The following is a 14,323-nucleotide window of genomic DNA, read 5'->3' as shown; positions in this document are numbered from 1 at the left end:
CGGGCGCTCCGAGCCACCTCTCCATGGCATGGACGCGCGCCCCGGATCGCCTCACCAGTCACCGATCAGCTCACCGCCGTACCACGTCTCGATCAGGCGGCGAGCGATCGACACCGGCGGCGGCAGCCGTAGCTCACCCGCGTCCAGAGCGCGGGTCAGCTCTTCCCGCGTGAACCAGTGCGCCTCGGCGATCTCGTCGGCGTCGGGCCGCAGCTCGGTGGTGGTGGCCTCGGCGAAGAAGCCGAGCATCAGGCTGCGCGGGAACGGCCAGGGCTGGCTGCCGAGGTAGCGCGGGTTGGCGACGGTGATGCCGACCTCTTCCGCCACCTCGCGGATGACCGCCGCCTCAAGCGACTCGCCGGGCTCCACGAACCCGGCGAGGATCGACAGCCGCCCCTCGGGCCACTGGGGGCCGCGGGCCAGCAGGCAGCGGTCGTCGGCGTCGCGTACGAGCATGATGACGGCCGGGTCGACGCGCGGGAAGTGCTGGCTGCCGTCGCTCGGGCACACCCGGACGTGACCGCCCGCCTGCACGTCGGTGCGCGTGCCGCAGCGCGGGCAGAACTCGTGGGTGGAGTGCCAGGCCTCGAGGGCCACGGCGTGGACGAGCAGGCCCGCCTCGCGGTCGCCGAGCAGCCCGCCGACCTGGCGCAGCCCGGCGGGCACCGGCCTGCCGTCAGGGGCGTCGCGCAGCGTCATGGGCGTGGTGAGGCGGCCGTTGACGTCGCCCCCCGGCAGGCCGGGCAGCGGCGCGGCCACCGCGAAGTAGGCGACCCCGTCCTCGACCCCCAGGAAGTAGCGCGGGCCGGCCGGCGCGTCGGCCGATGAGTACAGCACCGCGTGGATCTCGTCGTCCGTGCGCCGTACCAGCGTGTGGCCGTTGTCGATCACCAGCACCCTGGTCGCCGGATCGGACCACGCCTGTTCCAGCCACCCCTCGTCGGCCCGCAGCGCGGAGGATCTGTCGATGGTCCCCCGCGCGAGAAGCAGTGGTCCGATGAGCTTGTCTTCCGCGGTCTGCACTGGCCGCCCCCTCCCGAAGTCCCTGTCATCCTATGACCTCGCAGTTAGCCGGTGATTACAGAACCGGCACCTCACGATGATCTCGGGCGGGCCGACATCAACAAGTGGGGTTGCCTTACCAGAGCTGGAAGTGCCTTCGCGCTGCGGCTCTACCTGACCGTGCTCTGACCGACCGGCTCCGTGACGGACGGTTTCCCGCCTGCGGCGCGGGCGCTCGGCTGCGAGGTGACGATCCTCACCGGCCGAGCCGGCCCGCGACCTGCTCGCCCGCCGGGCGAAGGCGCTGGGCCGGCCGCTCGCGCCGTCGGACCTGCCGGCGGGCGCGCCGCTGCCGGCCAAGGCGAACCTGGGCGCTGGGCCAGGGCCGCCGATCATGTGCCGATCGCGAGCCCCCTCGCATGATCGGCCCGCCGCGTCCAGGAGCCCGCTGCGCGGCTTTCCGAGGTCCCCGCCTACGTCTAAGCGCTGGACGAGCGCGCGGCGGCCGTACGGCGGGCTCTGGGGGCCACGGAGCTGTACTACGCGGTCAAGGCCGACCCCGATCCCGAGCTGCTGCGGATGCCCCGCCGCCCACGAGGTGTCGGTCGGCTCTGCACCCCGAAAGAACGTCTTCACCCGCATGCGGGTGAAGGACACACCTCATGCACCCGAAGCCGGCGTTTCATCATCTTCGAGCCTGACCTTCTCGATCAGGGCGACCAGGCCGTCGGCGTCGAGCAGGTCGATCGGGCGTACGGTGCGGTTGTCGCGTACGTAGTGGAAGGCCGCGCCCACCTCTTCCAGCGGCACCTCCGCGAGGTGCGACCAGGCCAGCCGGTACGCCGCGAGCTGCACAGCCGCCGCCCGCTGCGCCTTCTTGCCCCGGGGCGGCGCGCCGGTCTTCCAGTCGACGACCTCGTAGCCGCCGCCGGGCCGCTCGAAGACGGCGTCCATCCGGCCGCGCACCAGCCGGTCGGCGATCATCATCTCGAACGGGATCTCCAGGTCGATCGGCCGCCGGTCGGCCCACTCGCTCTGCTCGAAGCGCTCCTGCAGCTCCGCGAGGCGCACGTCGGCCTCCTCCGGCTCCTCGTCGAAGAGCTCGAAGTCGTCGATGAGCCGCTGCTGGTCCCACCGGGTCTCCAGCCATTTGTGGAACGAGGTGCCGCGCCTGGCCAGCGGCGCGGGCTTGAGCGGCACCGGGCGGCGAATCCTGCGGGCCAGCTCGCGCGGGTCGGCGGCCAGCGTCACCAGCGACGACACGGTGAGCTTCTGCGGCAGCTCGACCGTGGTGGCCGGGCGGCGGCGGTGCAGCTCGCGCTCGCGCAGCAGCAGGTCGGTGTCGCGCTCCCAGGCGCGCAGCCGCTCCTCCTCGTACGTCTTGAGCGCCTCGCCGCCCTCCTCGTCGGCGAGCGTGCCCGCCAGCGCGTCCTCCACCAGGCGGGCGCCGTCGAGCACCGACTCATAGCGCAGCCCTTCGGGCGTCACCGGCCAGGTGGCCTCGGCGGGCTCGGCGAGCAGCGGGTTGGTCGCGCCCTCTGCGGGCTCTTCGGCCCAGACCGCGACGCGGTCGGCGGTGTCGCGGATCTCCAGCAGGAACTCCGAAGGCTCCAGCGGCTTGGTGGCGGTGCCCCAGCGGTAGCCGGAGGCGATGAGGTGGTAGTGGGCGCGGGTGACGGCGACGTAGGCGAGCCTGCGCTCCTCCATCAGGTCGCGCTCGCGGCACTGCTCGTCGAACGCGGCCAGCTCCTCCTTGCTGAGCCCGCGGAGCCGCGGCAGGTCGGCGGCGTCGCCGCGCAGCGGGTACGGCAGCTTGCGCGGGTTCTCCGTCCAGCGGCTGTTCATGACCGGCGTGGCGGGGAAGATGCTGCCGGTCGCGATCGTCCCCTTCGAGCTGACGAGCTGCGACAGGCCCGGCACCACCACGACCGGCCACTCCAGGCCCTTGGAGGCGTGGACGGTCATCAGCTTGACGCTGTTGCTCTCGCCGACCCGGCCCGCCTCCAGCCCGAACTCCTCGGTCTCGGCCGCCTGGAGGTAGGCGAGGAACGCCCCCAGCGTCGGGTCCTCGGCGTCACCGGCGAACCTCGACGCCGCGTCGATGAAGGCGTCGAGGTCGGCCCGCGCCGCGAACGCGCTCGCCGTGCCGCTGCGGGCCGCCACCTCGATGTCCAGCCCCAGCCTGCGCTCCACCTCGGTGATCAGGTCGGGCAGCGGCTGCGCGGTGTGGGCGCGGAGCTGGCGCAGCTCGTGCGCGAGCGCGACCAGGCGGGTGCGGGCCAGCGGCGAGAACGGCTCAAGCCACTCCTCCCGCTCGGGCAGCTCGTCCAGCGCGTCCACCAGGCTGCCCCGCTCTTCGGCGAGGTCGGCCACCACCTGGTCGAGCGGGTCGTCGGCGCGGCCGCTCTCGCTCAGCTCGCGGGCCAGCGTACGCGCGTGCTCCCCCAGCACCCGCAGGTCGGCGGGGCCGATCCGCCAGCGGGGGCCCGCCAGCAGCCGGGCCAGCGCGTCGCCGGCGGTGGGGTCGTACAGGACGCGCAGGGTCGCGACGATGTCGCTCACCTCGGGCACGGTCAGCAGGCCGCCCAGGCCCACCACCTCGACCGGGATGTCACGCTCCTCCAGCGCCCTGCGCAGCACGGGGAACTGCGAGCGCTTACGGGCCAGGATCGCGATGTCCTGCGGCTGGATGGCGAGCGTCTTCTTGCGCTCCTTCTCACCCCACGGCAGGCCGTCGGGCGCCGTCTCCTGCCCGAGCAGCCCCGCGATGCCGTCGGCGATCCACTTCGCCTCGTCCTCGGCGGTCTCGTGGAAGGCGCAGGTGACCCGGCCGCGCTCCACCCGGTTGGGGCCCGGCACCAGCACCGGCACCTCGCGGGCCTCCATGCGCAGCGGAAGCTGCACGCGGGCGGCGACGTCGAGCACCCGGTCGCCGTTGCGGAAGCTCACGCTGAGCTGCCGCACCGGCGCGGGGTCGCCGGTGGCGGTGCGGAAGTCGCTGGGGAAGCGGCGCAGGTTGCCCGACGACGCGCCGCGCCAGCCGTAGATCGACTGGCACGGGTCGCCGACGGCGGTGACCGGGTGGCCGCCGCCGTAGAGCGAGCGCAGCAGCACGAGCTGGGCGTGGCTGGTGTCCTGGTATTCGTCGAGCAGCACCACGTGGTAGCGGGACCGCTCGATCTCGCCGACCTCCTTGTGCCGGGAGGCGATCCTGGCCGCCAGCGACATCTGGTCGCCGTAGTCGATCACCTCGCGGGAGCGCTTGAGCCGTTCGTACGCCTCCACCAGCGGCAGCAGCTGCTCGCGCGCCGCCTGGACGGCGACGGGCCTGCGCTGGGCCTGCGTCGTCCTGCCCGGCAGCGCCGCCAGGCGCTCCTGCAGCCACTCCCCCACCCGCCGCACGTCGGCGGGCGTGCGCAGGTGCTCCGACAGCTCACCGGCCAGCTCCAGCAGGGCGGCGGTGACCGAGGGCGGGCCCAGCTCGATCTTGTCCATCGGCCCGTCGTGCATGGCCACCACCCGGGAGGCGAGCTGCCACGACACGGCCGGGGTGACCAGGCGCATCGTCGGCTCAAGCCCCTCGCGCAGCGCGTGGTCGGTGACCAGGCGGGCGGCGTAGGCGTGGTAGGTGGAGACGGTCGGCTCGCTGTCGAGCGCGCCCGGCTCGACGAGACCGGCCTCGGCCAGCCCGGCCAGCCGCTCCCTGACCCGGGTGGCCAGCTCGGCGGCGGCCTTGCGGGTGAACGTCAGCCCCAGCACGTTCTCCGGCTTGACGAGGCCGTTGGCGACCAGCCAGACCACCCGCCCGGCCATCGTCTCGCTCTTGCCCGAGCCCGCGCCGGCCATCACCACCATCGGCTCAAGCGGCGCCTCGATCACCGCGGCCTGCTCGGGCGTGGGTGGCAGGATGCCGAGCTTGCCGGCGAGTTCGGCCGGGGTCAGCACACCTGCCCCCCGCTGTCGTTGACCGGGCAGCTCGCCTTGGCCGCGCACGTGCGGCAGCCGTCGTTGACCTTGGCCTGGAAGAACGGGCCCGACATGCCGATCGCCACCGTGTCGACCAGGTCTTTGGCCCAGCCGGGGTCGTCGTCCTCGCCCAGCGGGCGCTGCTTCTGCTCGACCGCGTCGTGCTTGCCCGCCGCCTTGCCGAGCTGCACCAGCGCCGCGCCGCCTGGCTCGGTCATGCCGTGCCTGGCGAACGCGCCGAGCAGCGCCGCGAGCTGGTAGACGCCGAGCTGCGGATGGCGGTCGATGTCGCCGGCCTTGGGCTTGGAGCCGCCCGTCTTGAGGTCGATGATCACCGCGCGGCCCTCGGAGTCGCGCTCGACGCGGTCGACCCGGCCCTTGATCTGGACGCCCTCCGACACCATCGCCGTGAACGCCTCCTCAAGGGCCACCAGCTCGCGGGGATTCTCCTTATGCCAGCGCAGGAAGCGGCCGATCATCTGCTCGGCGACCTGGCGCTGCTTGCGGTTGTACCAGACGCCGCCAAAGTCGAGCTCGTTCCAGATCTGGTCGAGCCGCTCGCCGAGCAGGTCCTCGCTCGGCAGGTCGGTGGCGGCGAGCACCGCGAGCGCGTGGATGACGTTGCCCAGGCCCTGGGCCGTGCTGGTGCCCGCCGCGCCGACCGCCGTCTCCAGCAGCCAGCGCAGGCCGCACTTGGTGAAGCTCTCCACCGCCGACGGCGAGATGCTGACGACGCCGCCGGGCCAGCTCAGCGGGCGGTCGTCGGAGATGGGGGTGAGCGCGTACCAGTCGTTGGGATGGGCGCCCTGCACGCCTGCCGCGGCCAGCTGGGCGAGCTGCTGTGCCGCCTTGCGGCGCATCGTGCGCGGCTTGGTCGGGTCGGTGACCGCGCTGCGCAGGTCGGCCACCAGTGCCTGCATGTTGAGCCAGCGCGAACGGTCGTCGACCGTGGCCGGCTCGACCCCGCCGGGCATCAGCTCGGTCAGGAACCGCGAAGGACGCTCGTCGGTGTCCTCGCCGCCCACCGCCGTCACCACCAGGCGGCGCCTGGCCCTGGTGACCGCGACGTAGAACAGCCTGCGCTCCTCCGCGAGCAGCTTCGAGGTCAGCGAGGCGGCGTTGGGCTCGGCGCCTCCCGCCACCTCCACCAGGTCTTCCACGCCCAGCATGGAGCCGCGCAGCCGCAGGTCGGGCCAGACGCCCTCCTGGACGCCCGCCACCACCACGACGTCCCATTCGAGGCCCTTGGCGCGGTGGGCGGTCAGCACGCGTACGGCGTCGCCGTCGGGCGCGCGGTCGGCCAGCGTGTCGCCGGGGATCTCCTGGGCCGCGAGGTCGTCGATGAACACCTCGGGGCCCGCCATCGGCATGCGGTCGACGAACCGCGCGGCGTGGTCGAACAGCGCCACCACCGCGTCGAGGTCGCGGTCGGCCTGCGCGCCCCTCGGGCCGCCCTGCAGGCTCAGCTCGCTCCAGCGCTCGGCCAGGCCGCTGCCCTGCCAGATCGTCCACAGCAGGTCTTCGGCCGTGCCGCCCTGGGCGGCTGCCTTGCGGGCCTCGCTCAGCAGCTTGCCGACGCGCTCCGCCGGCAGGGCGACGTGGGGCTCGAGGCGGGTCAGCTCGCGGACGTCTTTGATGGCGGCGACCAGCAGCTCGCCGGACGAGCGCGCCTTGGGCGGCCCCTGCGGCTCGTCCTCGTCCGCACCGGTCTCCTCTCCTGTGGCCTGCGCCGCCTGGCCCGGCAGGTCCGCGAGCGCGGCCACGGCCTCGTTCTCGGCGATCTTGAGTGCGCGGCGCAGGCGGCGGACGCCGAGCATGTCGGTGCCGCCGAGGGGGCCCGTCAGCAGCTCCTCGGCCACCGACTCGTCGAGCTGGGACGGATCGAGCGCCACCCGCAGCATCGTGAGCAGCGGCCGCACGCCCGGCTCCTGCGCGATCGGCACCTCGTCACCGGCGATCATGGTGGGCACGCCGGCGTTGGTCAGCGCCCGCCGCAGCAGCGGCACCTGACGGCGGGCCGAGCGGACCAGCACGGCCATGCGGTGCCAGGGCACGCCGTCGATGAGGTGGGCGCGGCGCAGCGCGTCGGCCACGATCGCGGCCTCCTGGCTGGTGCTGTCGGCCAGCAGGACCCGCACCTCGCCCGGGTCGGCGTCGGGCAGCGGCGCGAGGTCGCGGTGGCCGTGGCGCTGGTCGTGCTCCGGGGCCGGGGCGACGGGCAGCTTGGCGGCCACCCGCCGGGACGCCTCCAGCAGGTCGGCGCCGCTCCTGCGGCACACCCGCAGCGCCACCACCGGCGCCTCGCGGCCGTCGCGCGTCCTGAAGCGCTCGGGGAACCGCATGATGCCCTGGACGTCGGCGCCCCTGAACCCGTAGATCGACTGGTCGGGGTCGCCGACCACCACGAGGTCGCGGCCGTCGCCCGCCAGGTGGGCGAGCAGCCGCTCCTGGGCCGGGTCGGTGTCCTGGTATTCGTCAACGAAGACCGCGTCGTGGGCGGCGCGCTCGCGCTCGCGCACCTCCGGCCGGTCGAGCAGCGCGCAGGCGGCGCCGATCAGCTCGGCATAGTCGTAGGTCTCCTCCGGGGCGAGGTCGAAGCGGTCTTGGTAGCGCTCGGCGAAGCGGCCCGCCGCCACCCAGTCGGCCCGCCCGTGCAGCCGGCCGAGCGCCACGATGTGCTCGGGGTCGAGGCCCCGCTCGTACGCGCGGGACAAAAAGTCGCGCAGCTCCTCGGCGAAGCCCCGGGTCTTGAGCGCCTCGCGCAGCGAGGCGGGCCAGCCGGGCGCGCCCTGCTCCAGCTCGCCGTGGAGCAGCCGCCGGATCTCCAGGAGCTGCTCGGGGCCGGTGAGCAGGCGCGGCGGCTCCTTGCCCGCCAGCAGGGACTCGCGGCGCAGCAGCGCGTAGGCGTAGGAGTGGAAGGTCAGCGCGAGCGGTGTGCGGGTGGTGCGGCGCAGGCGGCCGGTGACGCGTCTGCGCAGCTCTTCTGCGGCCTTGCGGCTGAAGGTGAGGATGAGCACGCGCTCGGGGTCGAGGCCGCGCCGCTCGATCCTGTCGACCACGCTCTCGACGATCGTGGTGGTCTTGCCGGTGCCGGGGCCCGCGAGGACGAGCAGCGGGCCGCCCTCGTGCTCGACCACGGCACGCTGGTGCTCATCGAGCACAGGAGGCGCATCGGGCCCCCCGCTGCCTCGTCGCACCAACCGCCAGGTCTGAGCACTCACAGCACTAGATTCCACCAGACCACAGGGGTAGATCGTGCCGACTTGCCCGGTCTCCCTCAGCGATCCGCCTACGGTATCGAGGCAGATACCGGTTTTTCTCGTGACACGCCGGGCGCCGTGTTCGCCGTCGGCGTCAAACGGCGGCACTCACAAAGAAGAACGGCCCGGGGCTCGTGCCCCGGGCCGTGACGCCGTCACGTCATGAGAACAGGTGGTCCACCACGCGCGCCGTGGCCTTGCCGTCGTCGCGCGGGGCGAACGTGGCGCGGAAGGCGTCGTAGCGGTCGGCGTGTGCGGCGGCGACCTCGTCGATCGACCGCAGCGCCTCCACCACGTCGGCCGACGTCGCGAGCACCGGCCCCGGCGCCTGCTCGTCCAGGTCGAGGTAGAGGCCCCGCTTGTTGGAGTACTTCGTGCGGTCGTAGGCGTACAGGACGATCGGCTTGCCGGTGGCGGCGAAGTCGAACATGACCGAGGAGTAGTCGGTCACCAGCACGTCGGCCACCAGCAGCAGCTCCGCGATGTCGGGATACGTGGTGACGTCGCGGGCGATGTCGGGGACGGCGGGCATGGCCTGCATCGGGTGGGCGCGTACCAGGATCTCGTGGTCGGCGCCCAGCGCCTGGCGCGCCTTGGCGAGGTCGAGCTTGACCATGGCGTTCTTGCGGTCGTAGTCGCGGTACGTCGGCGCGTACAGCACGACCCGCTTGCCCTCGGCCAGCCCGAGCCGCTCGCGCACCGCCGCCGCCCGCGCCTCGCGGTCGGGCGCGTTGAGCACGTCGTTGCGCGGCAGCCCGCTCTCCAGGATCTCGCCCTTGTAGCCGAACGCCTTGCGCAGCACCTGCGTGGCCCACGGCGACTGCGACAGCAGCAGGCTCCAGCCGCGCACCTCGGCCGCCTGGCGGTACCAGATGGGCGGCCTCGGGTCGCGCTTCATGTGAGCCTGGTCGCCGCCGATGAGCTTGGCGGGGGTGCCATGCCAGGTCTGGACGACCACCTGATCCTCGCGGGCGCGGAACCAGGCGGGCAGGAACGCGTTGGTGACGATGTGGCGCGACCTGGCCAGCGCCTCATGGTGCTCGCGGCTGCCGGCGCGGATGACCTTCGCCGGGCCCGGCGGCACGAAGGCGCCGTCCTTGACGATCCACACGTGCTCGCCGTCGTCGCCCCTGCGCACCCGCTCCTCGTAGATGGCGCGCACGCTGTCGGCGTAGAGGCGGCCGTCGTTGACGACGTAGACCGTGGTGTCGCGCAGCGGCTCGCTGCGCTGTGCCGGGTAGAAGACGCGGCGCAGCACGTGAGTGCCGGCGACGCCGCGCTCCTCGGCCGGCCTGTCCTCCTCGACGGTGATCACCGGCACGTCGAAGCGGGTGGAGATCATCCGGAAGACGTGGCCGCCGATCGTCCGCGGGTCCTCGTCGAGGCCGGGCAGCGCGGCGTGGTCCATGCGCAGCGGCACGATCTCGCCCGACGGGTGGCGCAGCGACATGTTCCACGTGCCGGACGCGAGCGGCACGGGCTCGCCGAAGCGGTCCATCGCGGCGGGCTCGACGCGTACGGTGAAGTCGGCGCCGGAGCGCTCCATCGGCAGCTGGTACGACAGCCCGGACCGGTGGCGCAGCGTCAGCGTGCGGGGGCCTTCCGCGTCGGGGTAGTGGCCGCGCAGCACGAGCGCGGAGCCCTCCCAGACCGCCGAGGAGATGATCGGCCTGATGCGGTGGGCGGAGACCACGACGCGATCGCGGCGGTCGCCCAGCACGGTGATCTCGCGGTCGCCCACGATGGAGCGGGTCTCGGCGGCGCCGGCCAGCATGACGGGAGCCGCCGGGTCGCCCTTGGGCTCGACCCAGAGCCGCCGGCCGTCCTTCTCCTGGAGCAGCGCGGGCACGGCCAGCCCGACCACGACCTGCGTGCCGTCGCCGGACGGCGTGAAGTCGGCGGCGATGCGGTGGCCGCCGAGCCTGGCGTGGCCCTTGGTGACCTGCCGGCCCGGCAGGAAGATCTTCAGCTCCAGGCGCTCGCCGTCGAGCTCCACGGACTTCAGCTCGGCCCTGTTGGGCTGGAGCACGACCTGCAGCGCGCGGTCGGACGTCCAGACGGGACGCAGCCACCAGCCCGGCTTGACGTTGAGCCCGGCGGGCCGCTCGGGACGGCCGATGGAGGAGCCGCGCAGCAGACCGGTGGCCCGCGCGCCACGGCTCCAGAACACGATCTCGGCCCGCCACGTGGTGGCGTCGGGCACGCCGGGACGGTGACGCATGCGCCGCCGTACGCCGTGGACGAAGCCGCGCACCGCGCCCCGCCAGCGCAGCGGCCACGGGTTCAGCTCGGCGGTGAAGCCGGACCAGTCGTAGTTGCAGCCGGGCTCGCGCGCGCCGTGGGTGGCCTCGGGGGCGAGGACGCGGCGGGTGCGCATGCGGACCGGCGGCAGCCAGCGCGGGCCGCGCAGCACCACGGTCGCCCAGTTGAACCTGCGGCTGCGCACCGACAGGCCGGCCAGGTAGGCGTAGCCGCTGACGCGCAGCTTGCCGTCGGCCCAGACGATGTCGTCGATGTGGGTGACCGGCACCAGGTCGGCGCGGCGCAACCGGTAGAGGTCGGGCGGCAGCTCGTCACGGAAGGGCAGGTCGGCATACCAGCGCAGGCCCTTGCGGATGCGCTTGGACGGTTCGGCCGCCGCCGTGACCACCTTGAGCAGCGTCTCGCCCTCGACGAGCTCCTCGTCGGGACGCGTCTCTATCAGGTGGACGATGAGACGACGCGCGACCGGCAGATCGCGTTTGACCTTGGGGTCGACGCCCGCGAGGTACGGGCGTACAAGATCGAGCATCTCGCGCCGACGCGCGGCGCCGCGCTTGACCGCGAGGTCGATACGGCCCCCGAGGGGACCGCTCAGCACCTCGGTGTCGAACGCCGCGTCGCGACCGCCGGGGCCGACCGCTCGCATGACCGCTTCGAGAGGCTCACCACGATCGCAGAGATCCTGGACAGCCTTCAGGCGGTCGGCGAGCGAGTCGCCACCCTGGCTTCGGGCTGTGACGCCGGTGGCCATAGGGGAGGCACCGCCTTTCAGGCCGCCATCACTGTTTCGCCCATGGTAATGGGAGTCACATGTCACGAAATCGCCTGTTCGACGAAAGTGCAGGTCAGGAGGGTTACTGAAAATCGGCTGAACGCCCGTCCCAGCGGGCCAGGCGCATGTCGACCCGGTCGCCGCGCAGCGGCGTGCCCTCTTCGCGCCAGTGAGCCAGGCAACGTTGCAGGTGGTCAGGCGCCGCGCCGGAGCCGTCGGCGTGCACGACGCGCCACCACGGCACACCGCCGCCCCAGATGGACATCACCTTGCCGACCTGGCGCGGCCCGCCCTCGCCGAGGTATTCGGCGATGTCGCCGTACGACATGACCTTGCCGGGCGGGATGCGCTCGACAAGATCGAGCACCCGCTCCGCGAACGGGCTTATGGGCTCCACGCCGCCGGACCCGCCTCGATGATCTCATCGAACTTGCCGAGCTCCATGACGCTGTCGCCGGTGGCGACCTCCATCACGCCGTCGCGCAGCGAGTAGACCTCGCCGTCCTCGCCCACGAGCCGGGCGCCGAGCGCGGTGGACAGACGCAGGAGCTGGGCCACCTGCCAGTCGGAGCCCGGCTCACCGACGACCTGGCCCTGCCAGCGGGCCACGGTGTGCTTGGCGTCTCCGTGGCCGGCCACGATCTCGTCGGATCCGCGCAGCTCGAAACCGGCCGGCGCGATGGCCTTCGCCAGCTCGGCGAAGGCGAGTGGCGACTCGCGTACCACTCGCAGCTCGTATCCCATGACGGGGGACCATAGCGGATCTTCTCCCGACCTGGAAACCTGTTCACGAAACCGCTGTTATGCCTGGTCGGGTCCGTCATGGCTCCCTGCGCTGACGGAGGTCATCACTCCTTGTGCTGCCCCAGGTCATCGCCCCTGGCGCCGATCGAGGTCATCGCTCTCTACGCCGGTCGGGGGCGTCGCTCCTTGCGCCGGTCGGGGTCATCGCCCCTTGCGCCGGTCGAGGTCACTGCTCCTTGCGCTGGTTGAGCACGACGATCGCGCCGCAGAACATGGCGAGCGCCACGAGCACGCCGCCCCCGTACAGCCACAGCCGGACCGGGTCGGGCCCCGGACGGCTGGGCACCGGCGTATCCTCGCCCTGGCCGAAGTGCTCGACGCCGGGCGTGATGCTGCGCTTGGCGCCGACGAGCCGCTCGGCGGCGTTGAGCGCGGCGGCGGCGTCCACCACGCCGAAGCCGGTCTCGTCGTCGTAGCCGGCGGCGGGGCGTCCCCTGGCGCTGGCGGCGAGCGCCTGCGCCACCTGCTCGGGCGCCAGGGCCGGATAGCGCGCCTTGAGCAGCGCGGCCACACCGGCCACGAGCGCGGCGGCGGAGCTGGTGCCCTGGGACAGCTCGTAGCCGCTGCCGCGCTTGACGACGGGGACGTCCACGCCGGGCGCGGAGACCAGCACGGACAGGTTGTCGCTGCTGAACGAAGCCCGCTTGCCCTGCTTGTCGACGGCGGCCACACCGATGACGCCCGGGTAACCGGCCGGGAAGCTCCAGTAGGAGGTGCCCTTGTCCCTGGCGTACTGGGTCTGGCCGTCGTTGCCGACGGCGGCGACCAGCACGACGCCTTTGCTCAGCGCGTACGAGACGGCCTCGCGCTCGGACCTGAGCGGGCCGTAGGAGCCGATCGACATGCTGACGACCTGGGCGCCGTGGTTGGCGGCGTAGCGCAGGGCGCGGGCCAGCGGGCTCTGGACGCCCGGCTGCTCCTCCATGGGCGGCACGGCGGAGCCGGGCTCCTCGTCGATGACCATGGGCAGCGACAGGATGCGCGCGGACGGCGCGACGCCGGTGTAGCCGTCGCCCTTGCCCGAGCCGGCGATGAGCGCGGCCATGGCGGTGCCGTGCCGGCCGGGCGGCAGCTCGCGCTGCACCGAGCCCGTGGTCATGTCGGGGCCGGTGGTGACGCGGCCCTTGAGCTCCTTGACGCGCGTGTCCACGGCGCTGTCCACAACGGCGACGGTGACGCCCTCGCCCTTGGTGACCGTCCACGCCTGCTTGACGTTGAGCGCGTCCAGCACCCACTCCTGCTGCGCTTTTATCGGATCCGCCGTGGTGCCGGAGAAGGCGAGCACGGCGGCGGTCAGCACGCGTACGACGGTCAGCACACGTTCCCCTGAGTGCAGGGCGGCACCGTGGGCGGGTCCGCGAGGAAGTAGGCGATCTGGTTGCCGATGGACTTGGCGGCCGGCCACAGCTCGCTGTGCAGGATCTCCTCGGGCGGGATCGCGGCCCTGGTGCGCCCGTCGGCGTACCCGCCGGTCGAGAAGACGATGTACGGCCCCGCGCCCACCCAGCTCGTCCGCTGCCGCTGCTCGGGGCCGAAGCGCTCGGTGACGGTGCCGGGGAAGGCGACGGGCAGCACGCCGACGCGGTCGTCCTGGGTCAGCTCCTCGCCGGCGGAGACCCGCGCCTCCTCGTCTTCGAGCACGGCCACGCCGATGGTGAAGACGAAGGTGGCGGTCTGGTCGACGTACGTGGCCCGCAGCAGCGTCCTGCAGCCGTGGTTCTGCAGCACGGCGGCCACGGAGGCGTCCACGCCCTTGCCGCAGTCGGTCTCGGGTGCGATGCCGACGCGCCTGGCGTACTGCTGGGCGCGGTCGAGTCCGAGGTATTTGACCTCTCCGGGGAAGACGCCGGTGGCGGGCCACGCCTGCCATCGGCGGGCGACCTCCTCCTGCTGGTAGCGGCTCTGCTCGGCGGACGTCAGCGGCCGCGAGCGCGTCTCGGTGAACAGTCCGACGGTGCCGAGCAGCACGACGAGCGCCGAGACGGCGATGATGGTCCCGAGCAGCACCACGAAGGCGCGGCGGTAACGGATTCCCTGCTGGAGCGCCGCCAGTTCGGCGCGTTCCTTGGCTGCCGTGCGCTGACGCGAGTTCGCCGCCGGCCACGAGCGCACACGCGAGCGGCGGCCGGTTGTGGCGCCGAGCGGGTTCCTCCGCCTCTGCGTGGCGTCCCCCTCGGCGCGCGGTAGCCCTGTCGTCGACCTACGTGCCTTCACCACCGCCTCGTTCCCGCATTCGCATCGATGTCTATTTCGTCCC

General features: G+C 73.0%; 8 protein-coding genes. All 8 read right to left on the bottom strand.

Translation table 11 applies throughout. The annotated features are described in order from the left end of the window. Nucleotides 1–51: 51 nt before the first annotated feature. Complete coding sequence (gene nudC / locus AB0K67_RS36005) at nt 52–1,023, bottom strand: NAD(+) diphosphatase (protein ID WP_364069085.1); 972 nt, start codon at nt 1,021–1,023, stop codon at nt 52–54. 639 nt (nt 1,024–1,662) lie between these two features. After that, on the bottom strand, nt 1,663–4,947 hold the full coding sequence (locus AB0K67_RS36000) for an ATP-dependent DNA helicase (protein WP_364069083.1): 3,285 nt from the start codon (nt 4,945–4,947) through the stop codon (nt 1,663–1,665). Further along, the gene (locus AB0K67_RS35995; RefSeq protein WP_364069081.1) at nt 4,941–8,129 is read right to left on the bottom strand and encodes an ATP-dependent DNA helicase; all 3,189 of its coding nucleotides are present in this window, start codon (nt 8,127–8,129) and stop codon (nt 4,941–4,943) included. The genes AB0K67_RS36000 and AB0K67_RS35995 overlap by 7 nt, the downstream gene beginning before the upstream one ends. A gap of 259 nt (nt 8,130–8,388) precedes the next feature. After that, nucleotides 8,389–11,136, bottom strand: a complete 2,748-nt coding sequence (locus tag AB0K67_RS35990) for a CDP-glycerol glycerophosphotransferase family protein (RefSeq protein WP_364069079.1) — start codon at nt 11,134–11,136, stop codon at nt 8,389–8,391. A 208-nt stretch (nt 11,137–11,344) separates the two neighbouring features. Next, complete coding sequence (locus AB0K67_RS35985; RefSeq protein ID WP_364069077.1) at nt 11,345–11,659, bottom strand: MGMT family protein; 315 nt, start codon at nt 11,657–11,659, stop codon at nt 11,345–11,347. Further along, nucleotides 11,647–12,006 carry a hypothetical protein gene (locus AB0K67_RS35980; RefSeq protein ID WP_364069075.1) on the bottom strand — a complete coding sequence of 120 codons (360 nt, stop codon included), beginning with the start codon at nt 12,004–12,006 and terminating at the stop codon, nt 11,647–11,649. Before AB0K67_RS35980 ends, AB0K67_RS35985 begins: the two co-directional genes overlap by 13 nt. Nucleotides 12,007–12,232: 226 nt before the next feature. Continuing rightward, nucleotides 12,233–13,384: a S8 family serine peptidase gene (locus AB0K67_RS35975; protein WP_364069073.1), complete on the bottom strand. Its 1,152-nt coding sequence runs from the start codon at nt 13,382–13,384 to the stop codon at nt 12,233–12,235. Then, nucleotides 13,378–14,178 (bottom strand): hypothetical protein, encoded by an 801-nt coding sequence (locus AB0K67_RS35970; protein WP_364069071.1) that lies wholly within the window; start codon nt 14,176–14,178, stop codon nt 13,378–13,380. Before AB0K67_RS35970 ends, AB0K67_RS35975 begins: the two co-directional genes overlap by 7 nt. Nucleotides 14,179–14,323: the final 145 nt, after the last annotated feature.

Origin of the sequence: Nonomuraea sp. NPDC052634, from assembly GCF_040678535.1 — a bacterium.
GTDB classification, from domain to species: Bacteria; Actinomycetota; Actinomycetes; order Streptosporangiales; family Streptosporangiaceae; genus Nonomuraea; species Nonomuraea fastidiosa.
This window is presented reverse-complemented; position numbering and strand designations above follow the sequence as displayed.

What these genes read in the sequence shown, in the direction of transcription:
- AB0K67_RS35990 (WP_364069079.1), bottom strand. Translation starts at nt 11,136, where the DNA reads ATGCGAGCGGTCGGCCCCGGCGGTCGCGACGCGGCGTTCGACACCGAG.
- AB0K67_RS35980 (WP_364069075.1), bottom strand. Translation starts at nt 12,006, where the DNA reads ATGGGATACGAGCTGCGAGTGGTACGCGAGTCGCCACTCGCCTTCGCC.